Origin of the sequence: Flavobacterium soyae (assembly GCF_045348165.1) — a bacterium.
Classification (GTDB): Bacteria; Bacteroidota; Bacteroidia; order Flavobacteriales; family Flavobacteriaceae; genus Flavobacterium; species Flavobacterium soyae.
Map to the genome: position 1 here is coordinate 4,148,737 of NZ_CP150845.1, position 21,699 is coordinate 4,170,435.

The window sequence follows — 21,699 nt, forward strand, 5'->3', positions numbered from 1 at the left end:
ATGTAGACATAGCCCTGACGGGGCGTAAGCCTTTATAAGCTGCACATCATTAATTGCTTTCGCCCTTTCAGGGCTTTTTTCTTTCCTTATTCTATACCATAGGACGTTGTCCTATGTTATTGCTTTGAGCCTTTCAGGCTCTTTTTTAAAAACATTCCTGCTTCTTAAAACAGGAATGTTTTCAAAAATTGTTCCTTATTTTAAATCTAATAAAGGTCTAACTAATGTTTCTTTGTTATTAGCCAAATCTTTCCAGTCTACTTTTATCGCAGGATTTACACCGTTGATATAATCTTCGATATTAGAGTATCCGTCACCGTTTAAATCTTCTTGAGCATCAGATGGATCATTTGGATTTAAACCGTATTTTTTCTCCCATGCATCTGGCATTCCGTCTTTGTCTGTATCTACATAAGGTTTTCCTTTGTATTCAGGATATCCTCCCACTTGAGAAATATCAGTAATGATTCCCTTTTTATAAGAATCCATCGGTAAACGTCTGTGTTCGAATTGATAGAAAGTCTTTTTCTCTAATCCTTTTGCATATTCAGGTACTCCTGTTTTTACTGTTCTTACGATTCTTTCATCCACTTTATCTCTAATTGGTAATGTTGCTCCAACGTTTTTAAGTACGAATTCGTAAGACTCTTCAGCAGTCATAAATTTATTAAACCAAGGCATTGGGAAAGGTTTAGTCGCTTTCATTTTTGCAAAGTATTCTTTTGCTTCATCATACGTCATTAATTCCCCTTTTTTATTCTCTAACTGAATTCCACCATCCCAGTTGTCTTTAGTTACTTTTTCGTTACCATTAACAACGTTCCCATTTACATATGCTCTACCAAAAACCAAATAAGGCAATTTACTTCTTCCTGATTCTGGTTTTAAAATTCTGTAACTGATTGGCTGCGTTAAGTCGGTTACTGGACCTGGTTTGTAGAAATTGTTGATGATGTTGTAGTTTGCAGTGTAATCTCCACCATCTGTAGATCTGTTGTACCAGTTGAAAACTACGTTGTTTACAAAATTAAAAATTCCATTCCACCCAATAGAAGGATTTCTTCCTGCATTATTAGCCCACATATTTCTCATGAAAGAGCAGTTTTCTCCACCCAAAGTACTACCAAAAGCGTGATTATAAGTATCCAAAGCTTCTCCGAATAAACTGTTTTGAATGGTAATATTTACCGTTCCCACTTTAATATCTGGGTAACCTGGTCCAGGGTTGTACATATGTCTGTAGATTGACATATTTTCGTCTAATCCCCAAGTTGCAGAAACGTGATCGATCATGATATTTCCAACAGGATTTCCTCCAATTGCATCATCACGACGGCCTACGAAAGTTTCTCCACGACGGAAACGTACGTGTCTGATAATTACATCATGCGTATCAATCCAAGTTGATTCTCCTGCAATACAAATACCATCACCTGGAGCTGTTTGTCCAGCGATTGTAATGTAAGGCGCACGAATAATCAACGGACTTTTTAATCTGATAATTCCAGCAACATTAAATACCACTATTCTCGCTCCTCCTTGTTCGCATGCTTCGCGCAAAGTTCCCGGTCCTCGGTCTTCTAGACTTGTTACCGTATACACTTTTCCGCCACGACCACCAAATGTGTACATTCCGCCGCCTTCAGCACCTGGAAATGCAGGAATTTCTGCCTGAGGCAAATCTGTTGGCCTTGCTGCCCACGGAATATAAGGCTTTCCATGTTTTGCTTCTTCTTCAATAACAACTAAAGCTTTTGTCCAAGCTTCATCAGAGAGTCTTTGAGCTTCTTCTTTAATTGCTTTTTCCTGAGCCTGAACTTCTGGACTTATCTTCGGATATTGAGCAAAACATTTTGCACTTCCTAAAAAAAGCAGAGATGATGCGATAAATAATACGGAATTTTTCATGTTAATTTGTAGTTGTGGTAATTCTTTTTAAACAAATCACCTGTATCTGAACAGAATACAGGTGAAAATTGTCATATGTTTTTTATTCTATAGAAATTCTTTATTTGGGGCATTAAAGATTTATCTATTCCTGGTAGTTATAATCTCCTGTTCCTCCAGAAGCATCACTCCACCCAATTGTTTGTTTCAACCAAGGATTTTGTGTAAGAACTGCAGTCTGCAATCCCATGATGTAATAGTTTGGATTAAATTTGATTTTAACTGCTGCATTATTAACGTTATCCATAGGTGTTGGAGGCGCTGCCAATACAAAATTATCATTATAGAAAGTTGCTAAAGCCGCTAACTGTGTCTGGAAATCAGCTGCATCAGGATCTGCTGAAATACTTGCACGAGCTGAAGCTAAAGGATCTGCAGATGTTGCTGGATTTTTGTATTGCAGATAATTACCTGTTCTTTGAGTACCGTTAATTGGTGTTAATCCCAATTTAGTAACAGTTCCACCAGTAGTACCCGGAAGTGCTGCGTTATCATAAAGCATCCATCTTTGTACGTCCCAGTAACGTTTTCCTTCGTATGCTAATTCAACTCTACGCTCGTATAATACAGCTTCAATAGCAGCATATTTATCTGCTAATATTCCAATTCCGTAATTATTAGCTGAAGAAATACCTACACGGTTTCTGATTTTCCCTAAATAAGCAATAGTGTTTCCTGTTTGTCCTAATGCAGCATAACATTCTGCGATGTTTAATAATAATTCTGCATAACGATATTCTAATATATCATTTCCTGAATATTGAAAATTACTTGAATTTGTTGCCGTTACATCTGTCATTTTTCTTACTAATGCAGGGCTTGTTTCATTATTTGAATCACTATAGAAAGGTTTATTTCCATTTGTACCGTCTAACCAACGGTAAGCCCAAACAGTTGGTTTGGCAGCTTGTTTTTCATCTTTATAATCCCATTTAACACCTGAAAAAGCAAATGTTCTGTAAAATCTTGGGTCACGTTTTATAAAGAAAAGAAATGAATTATAGCCATTTGCAGTTGTTGGTCTTGCGCCATTTTCCATTGGAAATAAATCAATCATTTCTTTTGGAGCCTCCATAGCACCTGTTCCTCCCTGACTGATTAAACGAATTCCTTTTTCCCAAGAGTTATTTACTCCAAGATTGGTATTGTTTGATGATAAAAGCTGTGTTGTAATTGCTTCAGAGCAAAATGCATTGTTACCTAGAACAAACATATTCTGCCAGTCTTTTGCTGAACTTCCGTATAATCCGTATCCTGCTCCAGATAATTCTGTTTCTGCTGCTAATCCGGCTTGCAGCGCTGCATTCCAACGCTCATTCGAACTATCCCAGCTTTTATTAAATAATGGACTTGCATAAGTTAATAATACTCTTGATTTTACTGCAAGAGCTGCGCCTTTTGTAACACGTCCATAATCTGCAGAATTCCAATTTCTTGGCAGTAAACTTGCAGCCATATCTAAATCTTTTACAATTTGAGCAACTACTTCGCTAACTGTCGCTCTTGGCAATTTTATAGATTGATCGTCTGTACTTGGAGTCTGAACTTCTGTTACAATTGGAACACCGCCATATACACGCATTAAATCAAAATATTGAACTGCACGTAAGTAATATAATTGCCCTTTTGCCTGATCCCGAAAAGTTTTATCCAAACTCGCTCCTTTAACATCGATATCTGCAATAAAGGCATTACAATCTCTGATTCTGTTGTAGGGAACGTTATTGATTTTATCTTCAAGCTTACCTCCGTAATAACCAGATGCGTCTGCTGCATTTGTATAGGTAATTGTTGGGTTTATAAGAGGCTGAATTCCTCCTATTTCTTCAGTCATTTTTGAATACGTATCTGTATAAGACCCCACTAAACTTTGTCCAGGAGATTTAAAAGCAGAATAATAATCAAAATAAACGTTGTTGATATACGCTGTAGCTCGTTCCTGACTTTCGTAAAACGAATCGTCAACACTTCCGTAATTTTTCTTTTCTTCCAAAAAATTATCGCTGCAAGAAGTACCAAGCACTGCAAGAAGTGCTATAGTTATATATTTATTAATTTTTAGTTTCATCTTCTTATTGAATTAAAATTAGAATGTAATGTTTAAGGTAACAGCCCAAGTTCTAAGCGTTGGATAATTCTCAGATGAACTATCGTACATATTACGGTAATGATTCGGGTATGGATTGTATAAATCCCAAAGGTTATTACCTGTTACGCCAACTGACCATTTTGAAATTTTAATTTTATCTAAAAGATCTTTTGGTAAATCAAATCCTAATGTTAGGTTTCTTACTGTACAGCGGAAAGTATCTAACTGCCAGAAATCAGAAGGTACTGCAATATAATCCTGATTTGCTAAGTTAGGGTATCTGCCATCTACATTATCATCTGAATACATGTCATTCCAGAAAGTTTCGCGTGCCCACATATTGTGTGTTGATGAAGTTCCTTGTTTTACAACATCAATTGCTCGGTAGCCTCCCCAAGATGTTGCAATCTGCGTTTTGAAGAAAAATGACTTATACCTTGCGCCCAGATTAGTTGTAAAACCGTATGTTCTGTTTCTTTTTACCAATTTCACATAATCCTCGTTTTTAGTAATTTGTCCGTTAGGACCTGCCTGAGTACCATCTGTACTATTAAACTGTCCTGCGGCATCCTCATAAGCCAGCATTCCTTTTCTCATATTTGAAACATTAGAAATACCCATATAATTTGGACTGACACCTGCAGCGGCAGCACGTTCTGTTAAATATGACCAGTAATTTGCAACATCTTCATCTGTACGTAAAATACCGTCACCTGTTGAAGTCCCTTTCCATGTTCTGAATCCCCATTGTGGAAAAAACATAGAACGTCCTGCTTCTGTTAAATTATTTGATGGATGCATTAAAGCAGGTTCCGGAAATTTTTTAACTTCATTATCAGAAAGACCAAAGTTTACACCAGCATTATAAGTAAAGTTTTTATTTACATTATCTTTCCACGTTATACTTATCTCTGTTCCCCAAGAATCTACAGCTGCATAATTTTCTTCGGCAAAACCGCCGCCTACAGAGATTGGAACTCCTACAGCTCCAGCCATACCTGTTAGCATTTCTTTAGATTTGTCGTAGTAAAAATCAGTTGTAATAGACAGTCTGTTTTTTAGTAAAGCCAAATCAAAACCTAAGTTGTTTTTTATTGTTGTATCCCAGCCTACGTTTCTGTTTGGTTCTACTCTAGGCGTTATACCGCTTCCTAAAACTCCTCCGTTAGATCCAAACTGGAATCCTTTATCTGCAATTACATCATAAAGTTTCATCCATCTCCAGGCATTGATATTATCGTTTCCAGTTTTACCAATAGAATAACGAATTTTAAAGAAATCTATAAAAGATACATTATTAGTAAACCAGTTCTCTTTAGATACAATCCATCCTGCCTGAACTGATGGAAAGAATCCCCAATAGTTTTCTGGTGCAAATTTTGTAGAAGCATCACTTCTAAAAAGAAACTGAAGCATGTATCTTGATTTATAACTGTAATTAACACGTCCTAAATAAGATAAAGTTCCCTGCTCACCTTTTAATGCAGTCGAGTTAGTACTTAAAGTACCTGCTGTCTGATATGATCCGCCGTAATCTTTACCTGTATTTTCAAAAGCTAAACGCGTACTTTTAAATTCTGATTCTGAGCGCTCTACAGAGAACATCGCTCCAACTTCATGATTATCAAATGTTCTGTTATAATCTGCAAAGAAGTTGGCCTGAATAGATTTAGAGAAATTGCTATCATAATATACTCTTGCATTACGAACATTAGTTTCAAGTAAATAATCGCCATCAGGATTCGTATTTATATTATAGAAAGTTGGATTTGCTTCACTTGCAAGATGACTATCCTGAAGTTCATAATTTCTTATTCTTACTAAATCGTATGGAAGCTGAACTTGTTCTGTACTTACAGAAGTCTGGCTTCTTGAATATGTTCCTTTAAGTGATAACCCTTTTATAAATGGAACTTTATAATTTAACGACATGTTTACGTTATATGAAAAATCGTTGGTCGTTTGTTTTGAACCATTATTTATCGAAGCAAAATAATTCCATCCTGCAATTGTATTATTTGCATTTGCAGATCCTAAAGTACGATCTGTTCTTGGAAATGGAGACATATAATATTCCTGGCCATTTACCGTAGTCTCCCACGGAATGTATTTTGGCATATGAAGTAAAAATCCGTAATCTGCCTGTTCACCACCTGCAGCAGAACCATAACTGCTGTCATTAATATTTGCAGAAGCTTTAGTGAATGATTTTTCGATATCACCGGAATTACCAGAAACTGCTGCAGAAAAATCTAAAGAGTTGTTGATTTTTGCTGTCATTCCTGTACGGAAATTCCATTTGTTATAATCCTGTCTTCCTAAATTTGCTCCTTGTGTAAAGTAATTAATACCTGCAAAATAAGTTGCTTTTTCAGTTCCTCCGCTTACACTTAAAGTGTGTTTTTGCTGAATTGCCGGTTTCCAGGCTTCTTTTAACCAGTCATAATTCAGATCTTTCATTTCTTCTAATTCAGCATCACTAAATAGATTTGATCCATTAGCACCAATATTGTTAGATCCTCTAAAAAATCTATTAGAGAAAACACCATAATCATAAGCAGACATCGTTTTACTATGACTAACAGCATCATTTACAGCAAACTGACTAAAATATGAAAATGTTGGTACACCGCTTTTTCCTCTTTTAGTTTTAACTACAATTGCTCCCTGAGATGCACGAGAACCGTAAATAGCCGCAGAAGCATCTTTTAAAACCGTCATACTTTCAATCTCCGAAGGATCTAATCTGTTAAATGCATCTAAAGATGGTCTGCCGTTAACCGGGTCAACCTGTATCATATCGTCAATAATGATTAAAGGCGTTTTTGAACTGCCGTCTTTTGAGAAACCATAAGTTTGGCGAATTTCTAAAGAGGATTGATCGCCAGGACGTCCGCCGCCATCAATAACGCTCAAACCAGGAACCTGGCCTCTCAAAGCTTCAGATAAATTTGAAACCGGAAGTTCCTGAATATCTGATGCATTTATTGTAGCAATTGCACCGGTAAGTTTTTCTTTCTTTTGACTTCCGTATCCTACAACTACTATATTTTGTAATTCGTTTGAATCCTCTGTTAGTTTAACATTTACTGTTGTACGGGTTCCAATTGGCACTTCTTGTTTTCTCATTCCGATAAAAGAAAAAACTAAAGTGGCATTTTGTTTTACTTTAATTTGGAACTGACCATTAAAATCAGTCGTAACTGTATTTTTTGTAGATTTCTCAGTTACGTTTACCCCTGGAAGCAATCCAGATACATTATCAGTCACAGTTCCTGTTACTGTTACTTGATTTGAGTTTTGAGCGTAACTCATCACTGTAATCAGGGTAAACAAAAGAAAACTACATCTCTTTAAAAGTGCTTGTTTCATAAATGTTTTGTTTTTTTGGTTAGGTATTAGTGTTAGTTTAGTCATGTTAAATGTGATTCATTTAAATATCATTAAAATTTAAAAAAACTTTAATAGAACTTAAATTAAATGTTAAAAACACATTTATTTTACATACCAAAAATATAACGACGACGAATTAGAACCGTCCTGTTCTATCCTGCTTTACTGACATTATCTAAAAAAAAACGACTCAAAAAAACAATATTAATAAAAAAAAGAAAGAAAAAATGGACGAAATAGAAAAAACAAGTAATAAGTTTGAGTATAATAAAATAGAAGATCCGCTTTTAAAACAAAAACAGAAGAATTAGCATCAAAAACAAAAAATTCTTGTTTTTTATTCAAAATTCGACAGTCAAGTTCTGTATTTTAATGAGTTAAGTTTATCCCTAAAACACAAAAAATGACTCTCTCTTTTTTCAGAAAAGTCATTTTTTAAAGTATAAATCTTACAACATGAAAACGTTTTCGCTTTACAAAATATTCCTTAAATATTTACTAAAAAAATATTTTTTTTAAACGTAAAATCTGACCAATATTATTTTTATAATTATTTTATAAAAGAATTTGTGATGCCTAAAAGAAGAAATTTAATAGCAGTTTTGGGCTATAGTCTAGTTATGATTAAGGCTGTTATTTTGAAGCTTATTTATTTGGATTCCATCCGTTTAAAACTAAATCTCTATCATATCTTTTAATATCCTCTTTCTTTAATTGATGCGACCAAGAAACACGCTGAGACACATCTTTTGCACTTGAACCTTTACTCCCATATTCAGCATAATAAGCCGTTTTATCTTTATCAGGAAAACGCGTATCGATCCAAGCATTCCAACCTTCAGCAATGATATGCGAACCTAAATCTGTATTAATGAAAACAGTTTGCGCATAAGGTCTCCACGGTCTTCCTAAAAACACTTTATCTACCAATTTGTCTTTTGAGGTAAGTTTACAATCCACAAAAACAAAACCGTAAGCTTGTCCTTGCGGGGTTGAAGCAGCTGTGATATAAGAATTCGTTAAACTTTCGATAATACATTTATAAAAATAAGCCGTCGCAGCGCCAAAAATAAAATCGGTTGTTCCGTTGATAAAACAGTTTTCAAAGTAAGTTCGCGTATTTCCTTCAGATAAATAAAGCGTATCTTGATTTGCTAAAAGATTGCAATTCTTTACAATTACTTTATCTCCTTTAATGTGAAGAGCTACCGCCTGTCCTACTCGCCCAGCTGTATTTTCGACAGTTAAATTTTCAAGCGTACAATCATTTCCTTTAATAATAAAAGAATACGAAGTTCCTGTTCCAAATTCTTTTTTGCCTGATGGATCTGGTTCCCGAAGCGGTTTCCCTGAATAATCATCAAATGAAATTATGGTTTTATTTCGATCAAGACCTTTTAAAGTAATAAAGGGTTTTGAATCTGGAATTTCCAATTTCTCGACATACTTTCCAGGCTTTATAGTAATTATAACACGTTTCTCCGAATTATCTTTGACATTATTCACCGCTTCTTGAATGGTTTTAAAATCTCCAGAACCATCTTGAGCAACGGTCAATGCCAATTTGTTATCGAGCGTTTGGGCTGATATTGAAAGTGTTGTTATTAAAAATAAGGTTAGAATATATTTCATGTTTTTCAATTTACTTGTTTATCTTGTTTTGTCATCTTGACGAAGGAAAGATCACACTAGAAATTCCGCAATCTAAATCGCCAATCTTTGTCGAGTTACGTGTGTGATTGCTTCGCCAATTCGCTCTCGCTCGTGTCTTCGTTCCTGAATGACAAACTGAACGATTAATATCTTTGACAAAAATTAAAATCCGTTTTTAATCCGCGTCTTTACGAAGTAAATCCGTTTCATCCGCGTCCAAAATTTAATGCGACATCCAAACCGTCATTTCTCCTTTACCTTTATTTCCCCACGCAAAATACGGAATTAATTTTACTGATACTGCAGTCGCATCTTTAGAAGAAAGCGGTTTGTATAAAGATTTATTCCAAGAATTATTAGAATTAATTACAGCTTCTGCATCAATGCTAACCAAGTTTCTATTATTCAATAAGAAATTGTTAGTTGTAAATTTTGATTTCAAATTCAAAGCCACATCGTTTACACTTGTTTTCGCAGGAAGCTGATCTGATTCTAAACAATAAACCAAAGGCCCTCTCTTTACGGCTACCTGATTTTTAACTTCTTCAACCAACGGATTCGCTTCCATCAATTCAACCGGCATTGGAAGATTCAATTCGATCACATCTCCTTTTCTCCATTTTTGATTTAATTTCAAATAAGTTCCAGAAACGATTTTATCAGTAATCTTTGCATTATTCACCGAAACTTCCGCATTCTGACTCCAGCCTGGAATTCTTAAAAAGAAGTTCTGTAAGTCTTTTGGAGCTTTTACAATTTTCAGCGTTATTTTTCCGTCCCAAGGATAATTAGTCTGCTGTTCAATTTCGATTTCTTCACCGTTTAAAGATTTTGTTTTTAACTGATTACTTCCGTATAAATTGACATACAAACCTTCTTTCGAAATATTGTAAGCATAATTTCCAACTTCGGCAATGGTTCTGGTTACGTTTGGAGCGCAACAGTTTGATAAGGCAATATAACCTTCACGTTCATTTCCCCATCTTTGGTGAAATGGCAAATCGTTAGAAACATTCAGCGGATTATTATAAAGAAATTTTTCTCCTTCTAAATCCATTCCAGAAAGTACACTGTTATACAATGCTAATTCCACAATATCAGCATATTTAGCATCGCCAGTAATCTGAAGCATTCTCCAGTTCCATAAAACATTACCAATATTAGCACAAGTTTCAGTATGAGCAGTTGCATTTGGCAATTGAAAAGGTCTTCCGTATGCTTGGTGAATTTTCTGAACGACAGATGGATCATAAGAAGTTCCGTCTGGTGAAACGCCGTCGTATAAAGAACCACAGCCGCCAGTTATGTACATTTTACGATACGTTACATCATCCCAAATCGACTCTAAATTATCTAATAATTTCTTTTCTCCTGTTTCAGCATACAAATCGGCAACTCCTGCGTATAAGTAATTGGCTCTTACAGCGTGTCCCATTGCGGTTGTCTGCTCCCTAAACGGAACTCTATCCTGATTGTCATCGGTTCCGTCATTTGTCGTTCCACGAATATCGATTAGATTATTGGCTAATTCTAAGTATTTCGGATTTTTAGTTGTTCTGTACATTTCGACAATTCCCATATAATGAGACGGACAAATTGCATTTCGAGCCAATTCTGGTGAAGCTTTTTTGTAGAAATCATACAAGAAATCAGCAACACCTTTTGCAATATTCAAGAAGTTCGTTTTTCCTGTGGCACGATAATGAATACAAGCTGCAGTCATTAAATGTCCCATGTTGTATTTCTCAAAACCCAGTTGTTTTTTCACTTCTTCTGGCCCTAAAGTTCCCCAGCGTTCATCAATTAAAACTGGCGTATGAATATAACCGTCCTTGCGCTGTACTTTTGCGAAAAGCGCAATCGCTTTATCCATTTCAGCATCGAGTTTTTTATCTTTTGTTACGGCATAGGTTGCAGCCATTCCTTCAAAAATCTTATAGAAATCACCATCATGAAACGAAGGGCCTTTAAAAGTTCCTTTGCTTAAACCTGCTGCAATTTCGAAGTTTTTGTAAGCATGCGAAATCTCATCGTTATGATACAAATCCCACATGTATGGCAATGTGTTTTTGGTTTCTACATCAAATTGTTCTTTCCAGAAACCGTTTGTCCATTTTACATCTTGCAAACCTACACTCTGTAGTTTAGAATACGGACTTTCTGAATTGGCAACCAAACCTTTATTCTGTGCAAAGATTACGGTTGAAAGAAATAAACTTGAGATGATGATATTCTTTTTCATTTTGATATTAATTTTATCTGCCTAATCTGCAAAATCTGCGAGAGATTAATTTTTCACGCAGATTTAGCAAATTTTAGCAGATTATTTTTTGATTTTTACTCTTTAAAAATAAAATCTGCGCAGATCTGCCTAAATCAGCTAAATCTGCGTGAAACCTTTTTACTTAACAAAGAAATTAATGGTTCTGCTCATTGAATCTCCATCTGCATCTTTTACCGTTAGAACGAAAGAAGCAAATCCTTTTTCAACAGCTGTAAACTGAATTTCTTTTCCTTTTAAAACCACTTTTCCATTTTTAAGATCAGAGAAAGTATAAACTGGCTTATTTTCATAACCTTTGAAATAATCTGCAGTACTTAAAGTCTTTTTATCTTTTAAATTGATAAAATAATGAGGTTGAGCCAGCCAGTTTAAATAATTATCCAACTGAGTGAATCCGTCTTTATCAGCATCCTGATTCGCATCTGAAAAATCTCCTGATGCCGAATTTTCATTTAAACCAAAAGCTTTTTCCCACCAGTTTGGCAAACCGTCATGATCGGTATCCCAATCGGTCGGACGAGTTTCTGAAGCAAAATTTGGCCAACCGCCTGCATCTTGTTCGTTATCAATCATTCCGCCTAAACCGCTTTTACTTCCTTTGTAAGTGAAAGTTCCTTTTAAAGTTTCCTCTACAATTCTATTATCGTGTTTGTCAAAAAACGGCTGATTAGCACCAACATCCGAAAGTACATTTTTATATGCCGCTTTCGCTGATTGCGTTTCTACATAAGAAGGAAAAAATGGTTTGTCAACGAAAGTTTCATAATCTACTTTCTCATTATGGCTTATAGTCGATTTTCTGCCTTTTTCCTGAGATTTCTCATCAAAGTAACCTGGCATGATATTTCCGTTAAAATAATAACGCTGCATTCCTTTTCCAACTCCTTCGTGCTGTGCATTTAACGCGACAAATATTTTAGTTGAAGCTCCTGGTTTGTAAAAATTGTTTACAAAATTTACCTCGTTTGCACCGCCGTCTGTCGTTCTTTGTCCCCAGTTGTAAACTACATTGTTTGTGATATCCAGTCTTCCTGTGTAATACCCATCACCATTTAAACCACCGCCAATACTCCAGTTACGCCCCTGATTATGTGCCAATAAATTATGGTGAAAACTACCAATATCTCCACCAATTGTTGCTGCAAAACCGTGCATTTTTCCTGCAGGATATTTATCATGTCCCGCCACATTTAAAGCTTCAGAAATTAAAGTTCTTTGCAACGAAATATGATGCGCGCCACGCGAACTAAACGATTCATCGATCGTCCAGCTAATAGAACAATGATCAATAATACTGTAATCTGCGCCTGTTAATCCCATTCCGTCAAAAGTAGTTCCGCCTCCGATTCTCACTTTTAGAAAACGAATCACTCCATCATTTCCTGTCAATCCAATTGGCGCTCTGCTGATCGTAATTCCTTCTCCCGGAGCTGTTTGTCCTGCAATAGTAATATAAGGCTGATTTGCTACTAATCTCGAAGCCAATTTTATATTTCCCGAAACATTAAATACAATCGTTCTTGGGCCAATTTCCTGATTAATAGCATCACGCAAACTTCCCGGTCCGTCATCATTTAAATTAGTTACTTCAATTACTTTTCCTCCACGTCCACCAACAGCATAACGGCCATAACCTTCAGCTCCTTTAAATGCTAATTGTGCAGGTTTAAATGACCAAACGTTTCCTAGTGTAACTTCGCCATTATTATCCACTTCATCGACTCTCCAATAATAAGTTGTTCCCGAATATAAATCAGAAACTGTAAAAGATTTCTCCGTTAATTTTCCTTTAAATTCTTTTGAAGATTCAGTTGCGTTTTCTACCGCATTTTTATCTTCACCGAAATATATTTTATGCGATGCTACGTTTTTTACAGCATCCCATTTTAGAGTTAAAGTTTTACCCACTTCAACATGTTCGTCTCTGTTTTTTGGTTCTGGAGTTCTGGCCTGATTCATTAAATTTGGCGTATCAATTTCAAAACCGTTGATCACAATCTGCTTTATAATATCTGGATTTGAAGTTGGATCAATTTCAAAACGAACTATTACATCTTTGCCTTTTTCAGCACTAAAAGTAATATACGCCATCGAAGCATCAATTTTAGCATTGGCTCTCTGACTTGCATTTACTGTTTCCTGAAGTTTTCCGTTTACGAAGATTTTTATCGGAGAGAAAGTTTTTCCTGTAATGACATCAAAAGCGTTATGAAACGTCAAAAGTGTATGTTTTCCTGCTTCCAATCCGCTTATTTTCAATTCTAAATTTTCCGCAGTAACCAAACCGTCACTTCCTAATTTGTTGTAAAACGGAGCGCTCATTCCAACTTTGTACCATTTAGAAGTAAAGTTTCCTTTTAACTTAAAAGACACATTATTAAATGATTTTTCGGCTTCTTTTCCTTCATTTATCACCCATGAATCATAACTCGGATCATGAACTTCTTCCAGTCTTCTTTGAAAAAAATCAAAGTCAACTTTTACAATTTGTTTATCTGTATTTGCGACTGATTGTGCTTGTCCATTTGTGGTCAAAAGCATGGACAAAACAGCACCGCTTATTAATTTCTTTATCATTTTTGCTTGGTAATAGTTAGTTTAATTTCGTTTTCTCTGCTTCAGATTTTCCTAGCAGATTTATCATGTCTTTTTTTCTTTCTTCTGGAATTACTTTTAAAACCTTCAATTCTCCATTTAGGAGTTCGGCTTCAATTGTTGTGTTTTGTTTGGCATGTAATTTAAAATGAACGTTCCAATCTTTTGGCCAGGCTGGGAAAAGATAGATTTTCTCGTCTGCTTCCTGCAAAAGCATTTCCTGCATACCAATCATCCCTGATCCGCCCCAATTATGATCTGGAACCCAGTCAAAACCCGGTCCCCAAAAAGCTGGGAAACGTCTTTCTGAATTCGCCATTTTTAGTGTATTATATTTCATCGCTTCTTCGGTTAATCCCAAACGAGCCGAAAAAATATTATCTTGTTTCCATCCAATGTGGCTTCTAAATTTTAAAGCATCTGCATCGTACTTCCATGTATTCAAGGCTGTTTCTAAATCAGGTTTTCCAATACCATAAATTCCCCACGGATAAACAAGATACAATTGTGGAACTTCTGAATTATTGACTCTTTCCCAAGTTTTAGCAGGAAGTAAAACTTTATGATTTTCAATCTGTCCGAAATTCAAAGGCGGAATTCTCGTTTGAAATGCTTTTAAATATTCAACGTCTTCTTTTGACAACTGATTTCCTGAAAGGTTTAAAAGGTTTTCTGTAATAACTTGCAACGCCGAAATTGTGCTATTGGCATTATTCGCCATTTTATAAGTTTCTGCTCCCGAACCTGGAAAAAGAATTAATTTTCCGTTTCCATCCAAAGCTTTTCTACCTCTTTGTTTGGCTAAATATTGATAATGTTCATCAAAAAATCGAAGACAACTGATGATGAATTGATTGTATTTCTGAATGTCTTCTCCAGCATATTCCTTTTGTTGCAACATCATTTGGCAGAATTCTAAAACCGTATCCCATTCGTATTCGAGCCATGCGTTATATTCCATTCCTGGATCGTAATCTGCGGGACGTTTCCATTCGTATTCGGCTGGATTTGGCAAGCCGAAGTTTTCTAATTGTTCTGTGAATGAAGCGCCGTTATGTTTCCAGTAAACTTCGCTTCTTAATTCAGCATTTTTTTGAAGACTTACGTAATAATCCAATTGTGATTTCATCATATCAAAATCACCACTTTTTACCATCGGAAAATAAACCAATCGCTGGTTTTGAGCCGTCATCGTTCCTCCTCCCCAATTTCTAAAATCGGGCGTAAAATTTAAATCTTTATTGGTATAAACAGGATCAACGGTAAAAAGTCCGCCGTTGAATTTTGTTGGGTATTTTCCATATGCATTGCATCCAAGCATGTATCGAAACAACTGATAATTCTGCCCAATCTGATAAACCGAATCTTTAGCATTCGATTGATTTTTTTGAGTGAAAATAAAACTGCGATTCCAGAAAGAATTCCACCATTTTTGAGTGTTTTTTTCTGCTTGTTTTGAATTATTTTTATTGGATAAAATCAAACTTTTTAATTCATTATTCCAAGTAGAAAAATCAGATTGATTGGTGTTTAAACAAATTTCTAAAGAGTGTTTTTTGGATGGTTTAATGCTTGTTAAATTAAACCCTTTAAAATCGGTATCCTGATATTTTCCAAGATATGTTCCGTCTGGTTTTAAGTTATCGCCTTTCATGAATCCGCCAAAAGTTAAATTGGCAATCGGGTTCAGCATTTGGTCTTTTACCAATTCCATTTTCTGCTGTTTTACAGCAACATCAAAAACAGTATTTTCTCTATTTCTATGATAAAATTTTATACCATTATTTTCAAACGAAATAGAATCTTTATATGTAATAAGTTCTCCTTGAGGCGCCCATTTATAAGAGTTAGCATTATTTTCTTTTCCTTTTGGATAACGATTTTGATAACGCCAGCTTTCATAAGAAGCTGTCATTTTCAACGGATTTTTACTTTCTAAATCAACATGAATAATCGGTTTAAAAACATCCACCCAAAGTTTGATTTTAGTATTATTCTGTCCGACTAAAACATAGCCATCTTTCAGTTTTAATTCCTGATGAAAACCATCTTTTCCCTCAAACGGATTTGGTGTTAAAGTCACTTTTACCCGTCCTAATTTCAGTAAAGTATTATGTTCGTCGAAAGTTCCGCTTCTCGAAAAATAGAAATACAAATCACCTTTTTCTACCCAGACATTCATACCAATATCACTGCCTCCCAAAGGCATAGATTCTGATGAATTATTGCTCTGCGTTGTCCAAACCTGATTGTAATTATCGAGCGTAGGAATTTGCGCTTTGAGGCAAAGCATTGTGAAGAGAAAGATGTATTTTATGTATTTCAATTTATCTATTTTTTTTAGTTCTTTTTGTCATTTCGACTGAAAGGAGAAATCACACTAGAAACTCCACACAGAATGTCCTCAATCTTTGTCGATTTACGCGTGTGATCCCTCGTTCCTCGGGATGACAAACTAGACCTTAAACTCATAATTCAAACACCTACAAGGTTTTGAAAACCTTGCAGGAGCACCCGTGTATTACCATTCATCCGTTCTAAATGAAGAAACCGGTAATCCTCCTGCGCTAAACAATTCCGCTTTAGCGAAATCTTTCCATAAATAGCGAACTGCAACTGGATTTTTCACTTTATCCGAAGTCAAAACCACTGATTTTCTTCTTACTACTGTTTTCGCTGGATAAAAAACTTTGTCTGCTCCTGCTATTTCAAAACCTAAAACCTCTTTGTCATAAGACGTAATTCCGTTATTAACATCATCAAAAGAAACCGTTACAGCGCCATCTTTTATTTCCATCGATTTATATTTCGGACTTTCAAATTCGAAACCTTCAATTCCATAAGTTCTTGCCAATGCTTGAAAAGCCAAACGGTTTCCTCCTTTTTCTTTGTCCATTGGATGAATGTTATTTTCTTCTCCAACATCCATTAAAACTGCCATTGCTGCATTCGGAATTTCCTTTGAAGCCTTAAACTGCGCTTCTCTCAAATAAGCTGAATTGTATTTTTCCTGATAATCTTTTGGATGAAATGAAGCATAATTAAACGGTGCGATTTGAGCGAAATAAAAAGGGAAATCTCCTTGGTTCCACAGCGTTCTCCAACTGCTTACCATTTTTTTCATTAAAGCGGTATATTCGTTTGCTCTTTCGTAATTTGATTCTCCTTGGTACCAAATACAGCCTTTAATTCCGTAACCAATTACAGGCGAAAGCATTCCGTTAAACAAAGTTGTCGGAACACGATTTGGATCTTTTGCCAATTCTTCTTTTGTGGTCGGAATTTTAGCGCTTGCGAAATCTTTCAGCATTTCCTGATTCATCCAAGCTTCCATGCTCGAACCTCCGTAAGAAACATGAATCAATCCCACAGGAACATTTAAAACTTCTTGTAAAAGCGATCCAAAATACCAAGCCGTTGCGCTAAAATTTGAAGTCGATTTTGGAGAAGCTTCTTCCCATTTTCCTTCAAAATCTTGTAAAGGCTCTAAAACTGTTGCTCTTGGAATCGTAATTAAACGAATGTTTTTATTAGTTGATCTTACGATAATTTCATTTCCGTTTTTGACAGGCTGACCTTGAAAGCCTTTTAAAGGCATTTCCATATTCGACTGTCCGGAACAAAGCCAAACTTCACCCAACAAAACATTTTTGATGGTTACTTTTTCATTTCCTTCCGATACTTCAATCGTGTATGGTCCGCCAAAAGTAGAAGTCTGTAATTCTGTTTTCCATTTTCCAGAAGTATCAGCTTTTACTTTATAAACTTTAGAATCCCAAGAAGTTTTGATTACGACATTGGCGTTCTTTTCTGCCCATCCCCAAATTGGTGCGTTGGATTTTTGCTGTAATATCATGTTGTCAGTAAACAATGCTGGCAGTTTGATTTTTGCATTGATTTGAAGAGTTGCTAAAATCGTTAATAATGCAATAATTGATTTTTTCATTTTTTTATTTTTTTGCCACAGATTAAAAGGATTATTTGGATTATTAATCTCTTAAAATTCTTTGATCTATTGATATTTTTCTTTTCAATTGCCTCCAGCTTTAGCTGGAGGTCATAAAGTATTTGCATTTCTAGGGCTTTAGCCAAATAATTAGTTTGGCTAAAGCCCAATTCTTATCTTCTTCTAAACCTCCAGCTAAAGCTGGAGGCAATTCATCTAACCCTTCTTTTATCATAGATTAAATAATCCTTTTAATCCTTTATCCCGATAGCTATCGGGAGTGGCTAACTTTTATTTTTCTTTTACAATACTCACTGGCCCTAATAAACCCGCTTTCAACAAAGGTTCTCCCTCTAATCGAAACGGCGCTGTTGTCCATGTTAATCTTTCTTCTTTTGGCAATTTTTGATCGCCGATCAATCTATTTGCCCACGTATTTGTAACTTTTATTTCTATCGTATTTTTTCCTTTTTGCAAAGCTTTTGAAATATCTGTTTTGAAAGGAAAAGTCCAAAGTGTTCCGCAATCTTTTCCGTTGATTTTGATTTCGGCAATATTTGAGATTTCTCCTAAATCCAACCAAATTTTATTGTTTTCTTTTCCTTTCCAAACGAACTCTTTTTTGTAAACTACAGTTCCAGAATAATACTTAATTTGATCATTCTGAGAAGTACTCCAATCAAAAAGTTTGTTTGTTTTTACCACTTCTTTAGGGCCTTTAAATTCAGGATCAAATTGTAATTCCCAATTCTCATCTAAAGTCTGCACTTTCTCAAATTGCGATACTTTTTTGTAATTTTCATTTTTAAGTTCTTTTATCTCATCTTTAAAAATCACAAAACCAGATTCGTTGGCCCCTAATGTTATCGTAACAATTGTTCTTTCATCTAAAATCATCCAACTGTCTAAATCTGACATTTGATCTGTTACAGGATTGTACCATTGCGGAACTTTTCCAGAAATTCTGAAAGACGCCTCAAAAGAACGTTTCTCTGCTTTTTGGTTGGAAATAAAATAAATATCTTCAGTATCTGATTTTCGATGTGCCCAAGCCAATGTTTCTGAATCAGCACGATTTAAATTTGGAAAACAAACGTCTTGTGTGATTCCAATTGAAGCAAAATCATTTTCTAAATACGGTAATTTGATAACTGTTCCTTTTTCGATTTTCCATGTTGATGAATCGCCATTATTCCAGATTTCATCAATTACATTTTGCCATTTCTTTTGATCTATTTCTGATTGAATTCCTGGCTGAAGATTCGGTTTTTCATCTACAAAAATCGTTGCACCGTCTTTTAGCAATTGCAGGATTTTTTCGGCGGAGGCCAAAGAAAGCATCTTATTTGGTGCCATTTTATGACTTCCCGGAAAGAATAAAGCTCCATATTCAATTCCGCCTTCAAATGAGATTTTTCCGTTTACTACTTTCGCTCTATTAATTAAAACATCGGCATTGAAAGAATCATATTGATAACCATTTAGTGGATTGATCCATTGTGATAAAGCAGTTATATTTTTAGAATAGGTCACTTCTTTTGGCATTTTTGCCGTTGGCTGACCTTCATTTTCTAAACGAATTTTCTCGCTTTCCAATCTTTCTTTTCCAAACACATTCGGAATAAAAGGCACCAAACGATCCGGAACAAAAGAACGGGAAGGAAAATTTTCGCCAATAAAAACGGCTAAATCAATTACTGGTTTACCTTTTTGCAATTGAAACTGCACTCTTTGACAATAATCAAACCAAGCTTTTCCGGGTTTCCACCAAGTTTGGTCTCTCTGGAAAAAAGTTCCGATATCGTCTAAAGTCATTCCGGGTTTTCTGTCCGTCCAAGGATTATGCACAAAAACGTGATAGAATAAACGGTTGATTCCTAAAGCGTAATTGCGGTCTGCCGTTGTTTTTAGATTTCCGGGATGCTCGTCCCAATCCATTCGTAAAGCGGTAAAAGATTCTGCCTGGATAATATCTTTTCCGTAAATATGTCCGCCCGAAATAGCATCGACCATATCAAAAGGTTTGTCGTGTGTGGGGCTTTTCAGCCAAAATTCTCCACCTGGATAATCGACATATTTATAGTGTAACAAAGCGTCACTCATCATGGTTGGCGCGACGTTTTCTGAACTTAACTTAACGTTATATTCTTTTGCAATTTCAGCGACAGTTCCGTAGAAATTATCAGCTACTAAATCGGCAATTGTTTTTCGAACATCGTATAAAACTTTCTCTGAAAAATTGGCACTTTCTACAGGAATTCCCGCCATAACTGGAAGATATTCTACAAGATCGTAGCCACGTCTCTTTTTAAATTCAGCCTGAAAAACCGAAGACCAATTTTGGCTTCCACATTCCCAGCTGTCAAAATGAAGAATTTCAAGCACTTTTGAAGCCAATTCAGGTTCAGCAGAACGAACGGCTTCTCCAAACCAATGATCCAACTGAAAACGGATTAATTCGGGATTAAATTTATCAACTTCCAACCCTTTTCCTGCTCCTCCGGTTGTATTTTCATGCCCTGTCGAAGTATGTCCCATTCGGATAATTTTCCATTTTCCGCTAGGTGCTTTCCAGTTTAGGTTTCCATCGGCATCAACAAAATTGGATATATTGATAATTTCTGATTTTTTAAATGCATCAGAATTGGGAATTTCTTTCTCAGTAGTCTGTGGAGTTAAACGCCAAATTGCTCCTGATTTTCCTTCATAATTATTAATCAACGATTGATTTGAAAGGGTTATTTTACTCACTTTCAGATTTTGTTTCCATTTAGCAAAATCCAAATCTTCCGCTCCGGGTTCTGTTCCCTTTGGATCATAAACAAATCGGAAATATTTTGCCGTTACAGGCGTAATAGTATGTGTATTCGGGAAATCCATGTCCTGCCAGCCGTGACGCGGTGCGATCATTCTTTCGTGGAATCTAAAATTAACTCCGTCGTCACTTACTTCTACAATTAGGCGCTGTGCCTGAAAATCTCTTCCTTTGGTTTCAATTACAATAGATTTACAGGTAAAAGGCTGTGCAAATTCGTATTGAATCCAACCTGCATCGGCAAATTTGAAGTTTTCATCTTTTTTAGGATCAGCCAAAAATGATGCATCAGTATTGTTTGATGTGGTTACTTTTGGCAGTTGCATCTGCGAAGTAATTTGGTATTCTTTAATCGGAATAGCAAAAGTTACAATGTCTTTATAATAATCTTTATAATGTTCTGGAACTGGCAATTTCGACGCAACTTTTTTTCCTCCTAAAATTTCAGTTGTTGACCAGACTACTTTCTGCATCGACATTTCTGGCGTAATCCACGGCCCGCCTGCAACGGCAAATCCGTCTGCTCCGTGAAAAGCTAATTTCAAACCTAAACGATCTGCTTCTTTAAATGCCCAATGAATCATATCCCAAAATTCAGGCGTCAACTGTAAAACCGGCGGATCTATCAATGGCGGATTGGCTGGCCCTTTTATGGTCATTAAATAAGCGCCCGCAATTCCTGCTTGTTTCATAGCTTCTAAATCGGCTGTAATTCCTGCTTTAGAATACGCAGATTTCATCCAATACCAATATACCCAAGGTCTTGAGGATTCTAATGTTGGCTGAAAGTTGGTTTCTTTTTTATGGACTTCTTGTGCTGAGACGATGCTTGCAAAGAATAAAAAGAAAACAGTCGAAAGTTGGAAAGTCCAAAGTCGAAAGTCTTTTTTGAAAAGAAAAATGTGGTTACGGTTAGACATTATTGTTATTATTTTCTGTTCGTAAACCCGACAGGTTTCAAAAACCTGTCGGGTTTG

At 35.7% G+C, this 21,699-nt stretch carries 9 protein-coding genes; all 9 read right to left on the reverse strand.

Going from position 1 to position 21,699, the window contains the following annotated elements; genetic code table 11:
* Nucleotides 1-195: 195 nt before the first annotated feature.
* Complete coding sequence (locus AABD74_RS17650; RefSeq protein WP_406843753.1) at nucleotides 196-1,908, reverse strand: polysaccharide lyase; 1,713 nt, start codon at nucleotides 1,906-1,908, stop codon at nucleotides 196-198.
* A gap of 124 nt (nucleotides 1,909-2,032) precedes the next feature.
* Nucleotides 2,033-4,015, reverse strand: coding sequence for a RagB/SusD family nutrient uptake outer membrane protein (locus AABD74_RS17655; protein ID WP_232682409.1), 1,983 nt, complete (start codon nucleotides 4,013-4,015; stop codon nucleotides 2,033-2,035).
* An 18-nt stretch (nucleotides 4,016-4,033) separates the two neighbouring features.
* A complete protein-coding gene (locus AABD74_RS17660) occupies nucleotides 4,034-7,408 on the reverse strand; it encodes a SusC/RagA family TonB-linked outer membrane protein (RefSeq protein ID WP_406843754.1) in 3,375 nt (1,124 codons plus the stop codon).
* Nucleotides 7,409-8,074: 666 nt separating this feature from the next.
* A complete protein-coding gene (locus tag AABD74_RS17665) occupies nucleotides 8,075-9,061 on the reverse strand; it encodes a pectinesterase family protein (protein WP_406843755.1) in 987 nt (328 codons plus the stop codon).
* Nucleotides 9,062-9,305: 244 nt separating this feature from the next.
* A complete protein-coding gene (locus tag AABD74_RS17670; protein ID WP_406843756.1) occupies nucleotides 9,306-11,324 on the reverse strand; it encodes a glycoside hydrolase family 127 protein in 2,019 nt (672 codons plus the stop codon).
* Nucleotides 11,325-11,483: 159 nt separating this feature from the next.
* On the reverse strand, nucleotides 11,484-13,943 hold the full coding sequence (locus AABD74_RS17675; RefSeq protein ID WP_406843757.1) for a T9SS C-terminal target domain-containing protein: 2,460 nt from the start codon (nucleotides 13,941-13,943) through the stop codon (nucleotides 11,484-11,486).
* Between the two features lie 16 nt (nucleotides 13,944-13,959).
* Complete coding sequence (locus tag AABD74_RS17680) at nucleotides 13,960-16,287, reverse strand: DUF5703 domain-containing protein (protein ID WP_406843758.1); 2,328 nt, start codon at nucleotides 16,285-16,287, stop codon at nucleotides 13,960-13,962.
* 195 nt (nucleotides 16,288-16,482) lie between these two features.
* Entirely contained in the window at nucleotides 16,483-17,907 is a 1,425-nt protein-coding gene (locus tag AABD74_RS17685) for a sialate O-acetylesterase (protein WP_406843759.1), read from the reverse strand.
* A 291-nt stretch (nucleotides 17,908-18,198) separates the two neighbouring features.
* A complete protein-coding gene (locus AABD74_RS17690; protein ID WP_406843760.1) occupies nucleotides 18,199-21,642 on the reverse strand; it encodes a glycosyl hydrolase in 3,444 nt (1,147 codons plus the stop codon).
* Nucleotides 21,643-21,699 lie beyond the last annotated feature (57 nt).

Excerpts from the sequence above, each read along its gene's own strand:
- AABD74_RS17650 (WP_406843753.1), bottom strand. The coding sequence starts at position 1,908 with ATGAAAAATTCCGTATTATTTATCGCATCATCTCTGCTTTTTTTAGGA.
- AABD74_RS17655 (WP_232682409.1), bottom strand. The coding sequence starts at position 4,015 with ATGAAACTAAAAATTAATAAATATATAACTATAGCACTTCTTGCAGTG.
- AABD74_RS17660 (WP_406843754.1), bottom strand. The coding sequence starts at position 7,408 with ATGAAACAAGCACTTTTAAAGAGATGTAGTTTTCTTTTGTTTACCCTG.
- AABD74_RS17665 (WP_406843755.1), bottom strand. The coding sequence starts at position 9,061 with ATGAAATATATTCTAACCTTATTTTTAATAACAACACTTTCAATATCA.
- AABD74_RS17670 (WP_406843756.1), bottom strand. The coding sequence starts at position 11,324 with ATGAAAAAGAATATCATCATCTCAAGTTTATTTCTTTCAACCGTAATC.
- AABD74_RS17675 (WP_406843757.1), bottom strand. The coding sequence starts at position 13,943 with ATGATAAAGAAATTAATAAGCGGTGCTGTTTTGTCCATGCTTTTGACC.
- AABD74_RS17685 (WP_406843759.1), bottom strand. The coding sequence starts at position 17,907 with ATGAAAAAATCAATTATTGCATTATTAACGATTTTAGCAACTCTTCAA.
- AABD74_RS17690 (WP_406843760.1), bottom strand. The coding sequence starts at position 21,642 with ATGTCTAACCGTAACCACATTTTTCTTTTCAAAAAAGACTTTCGACTT.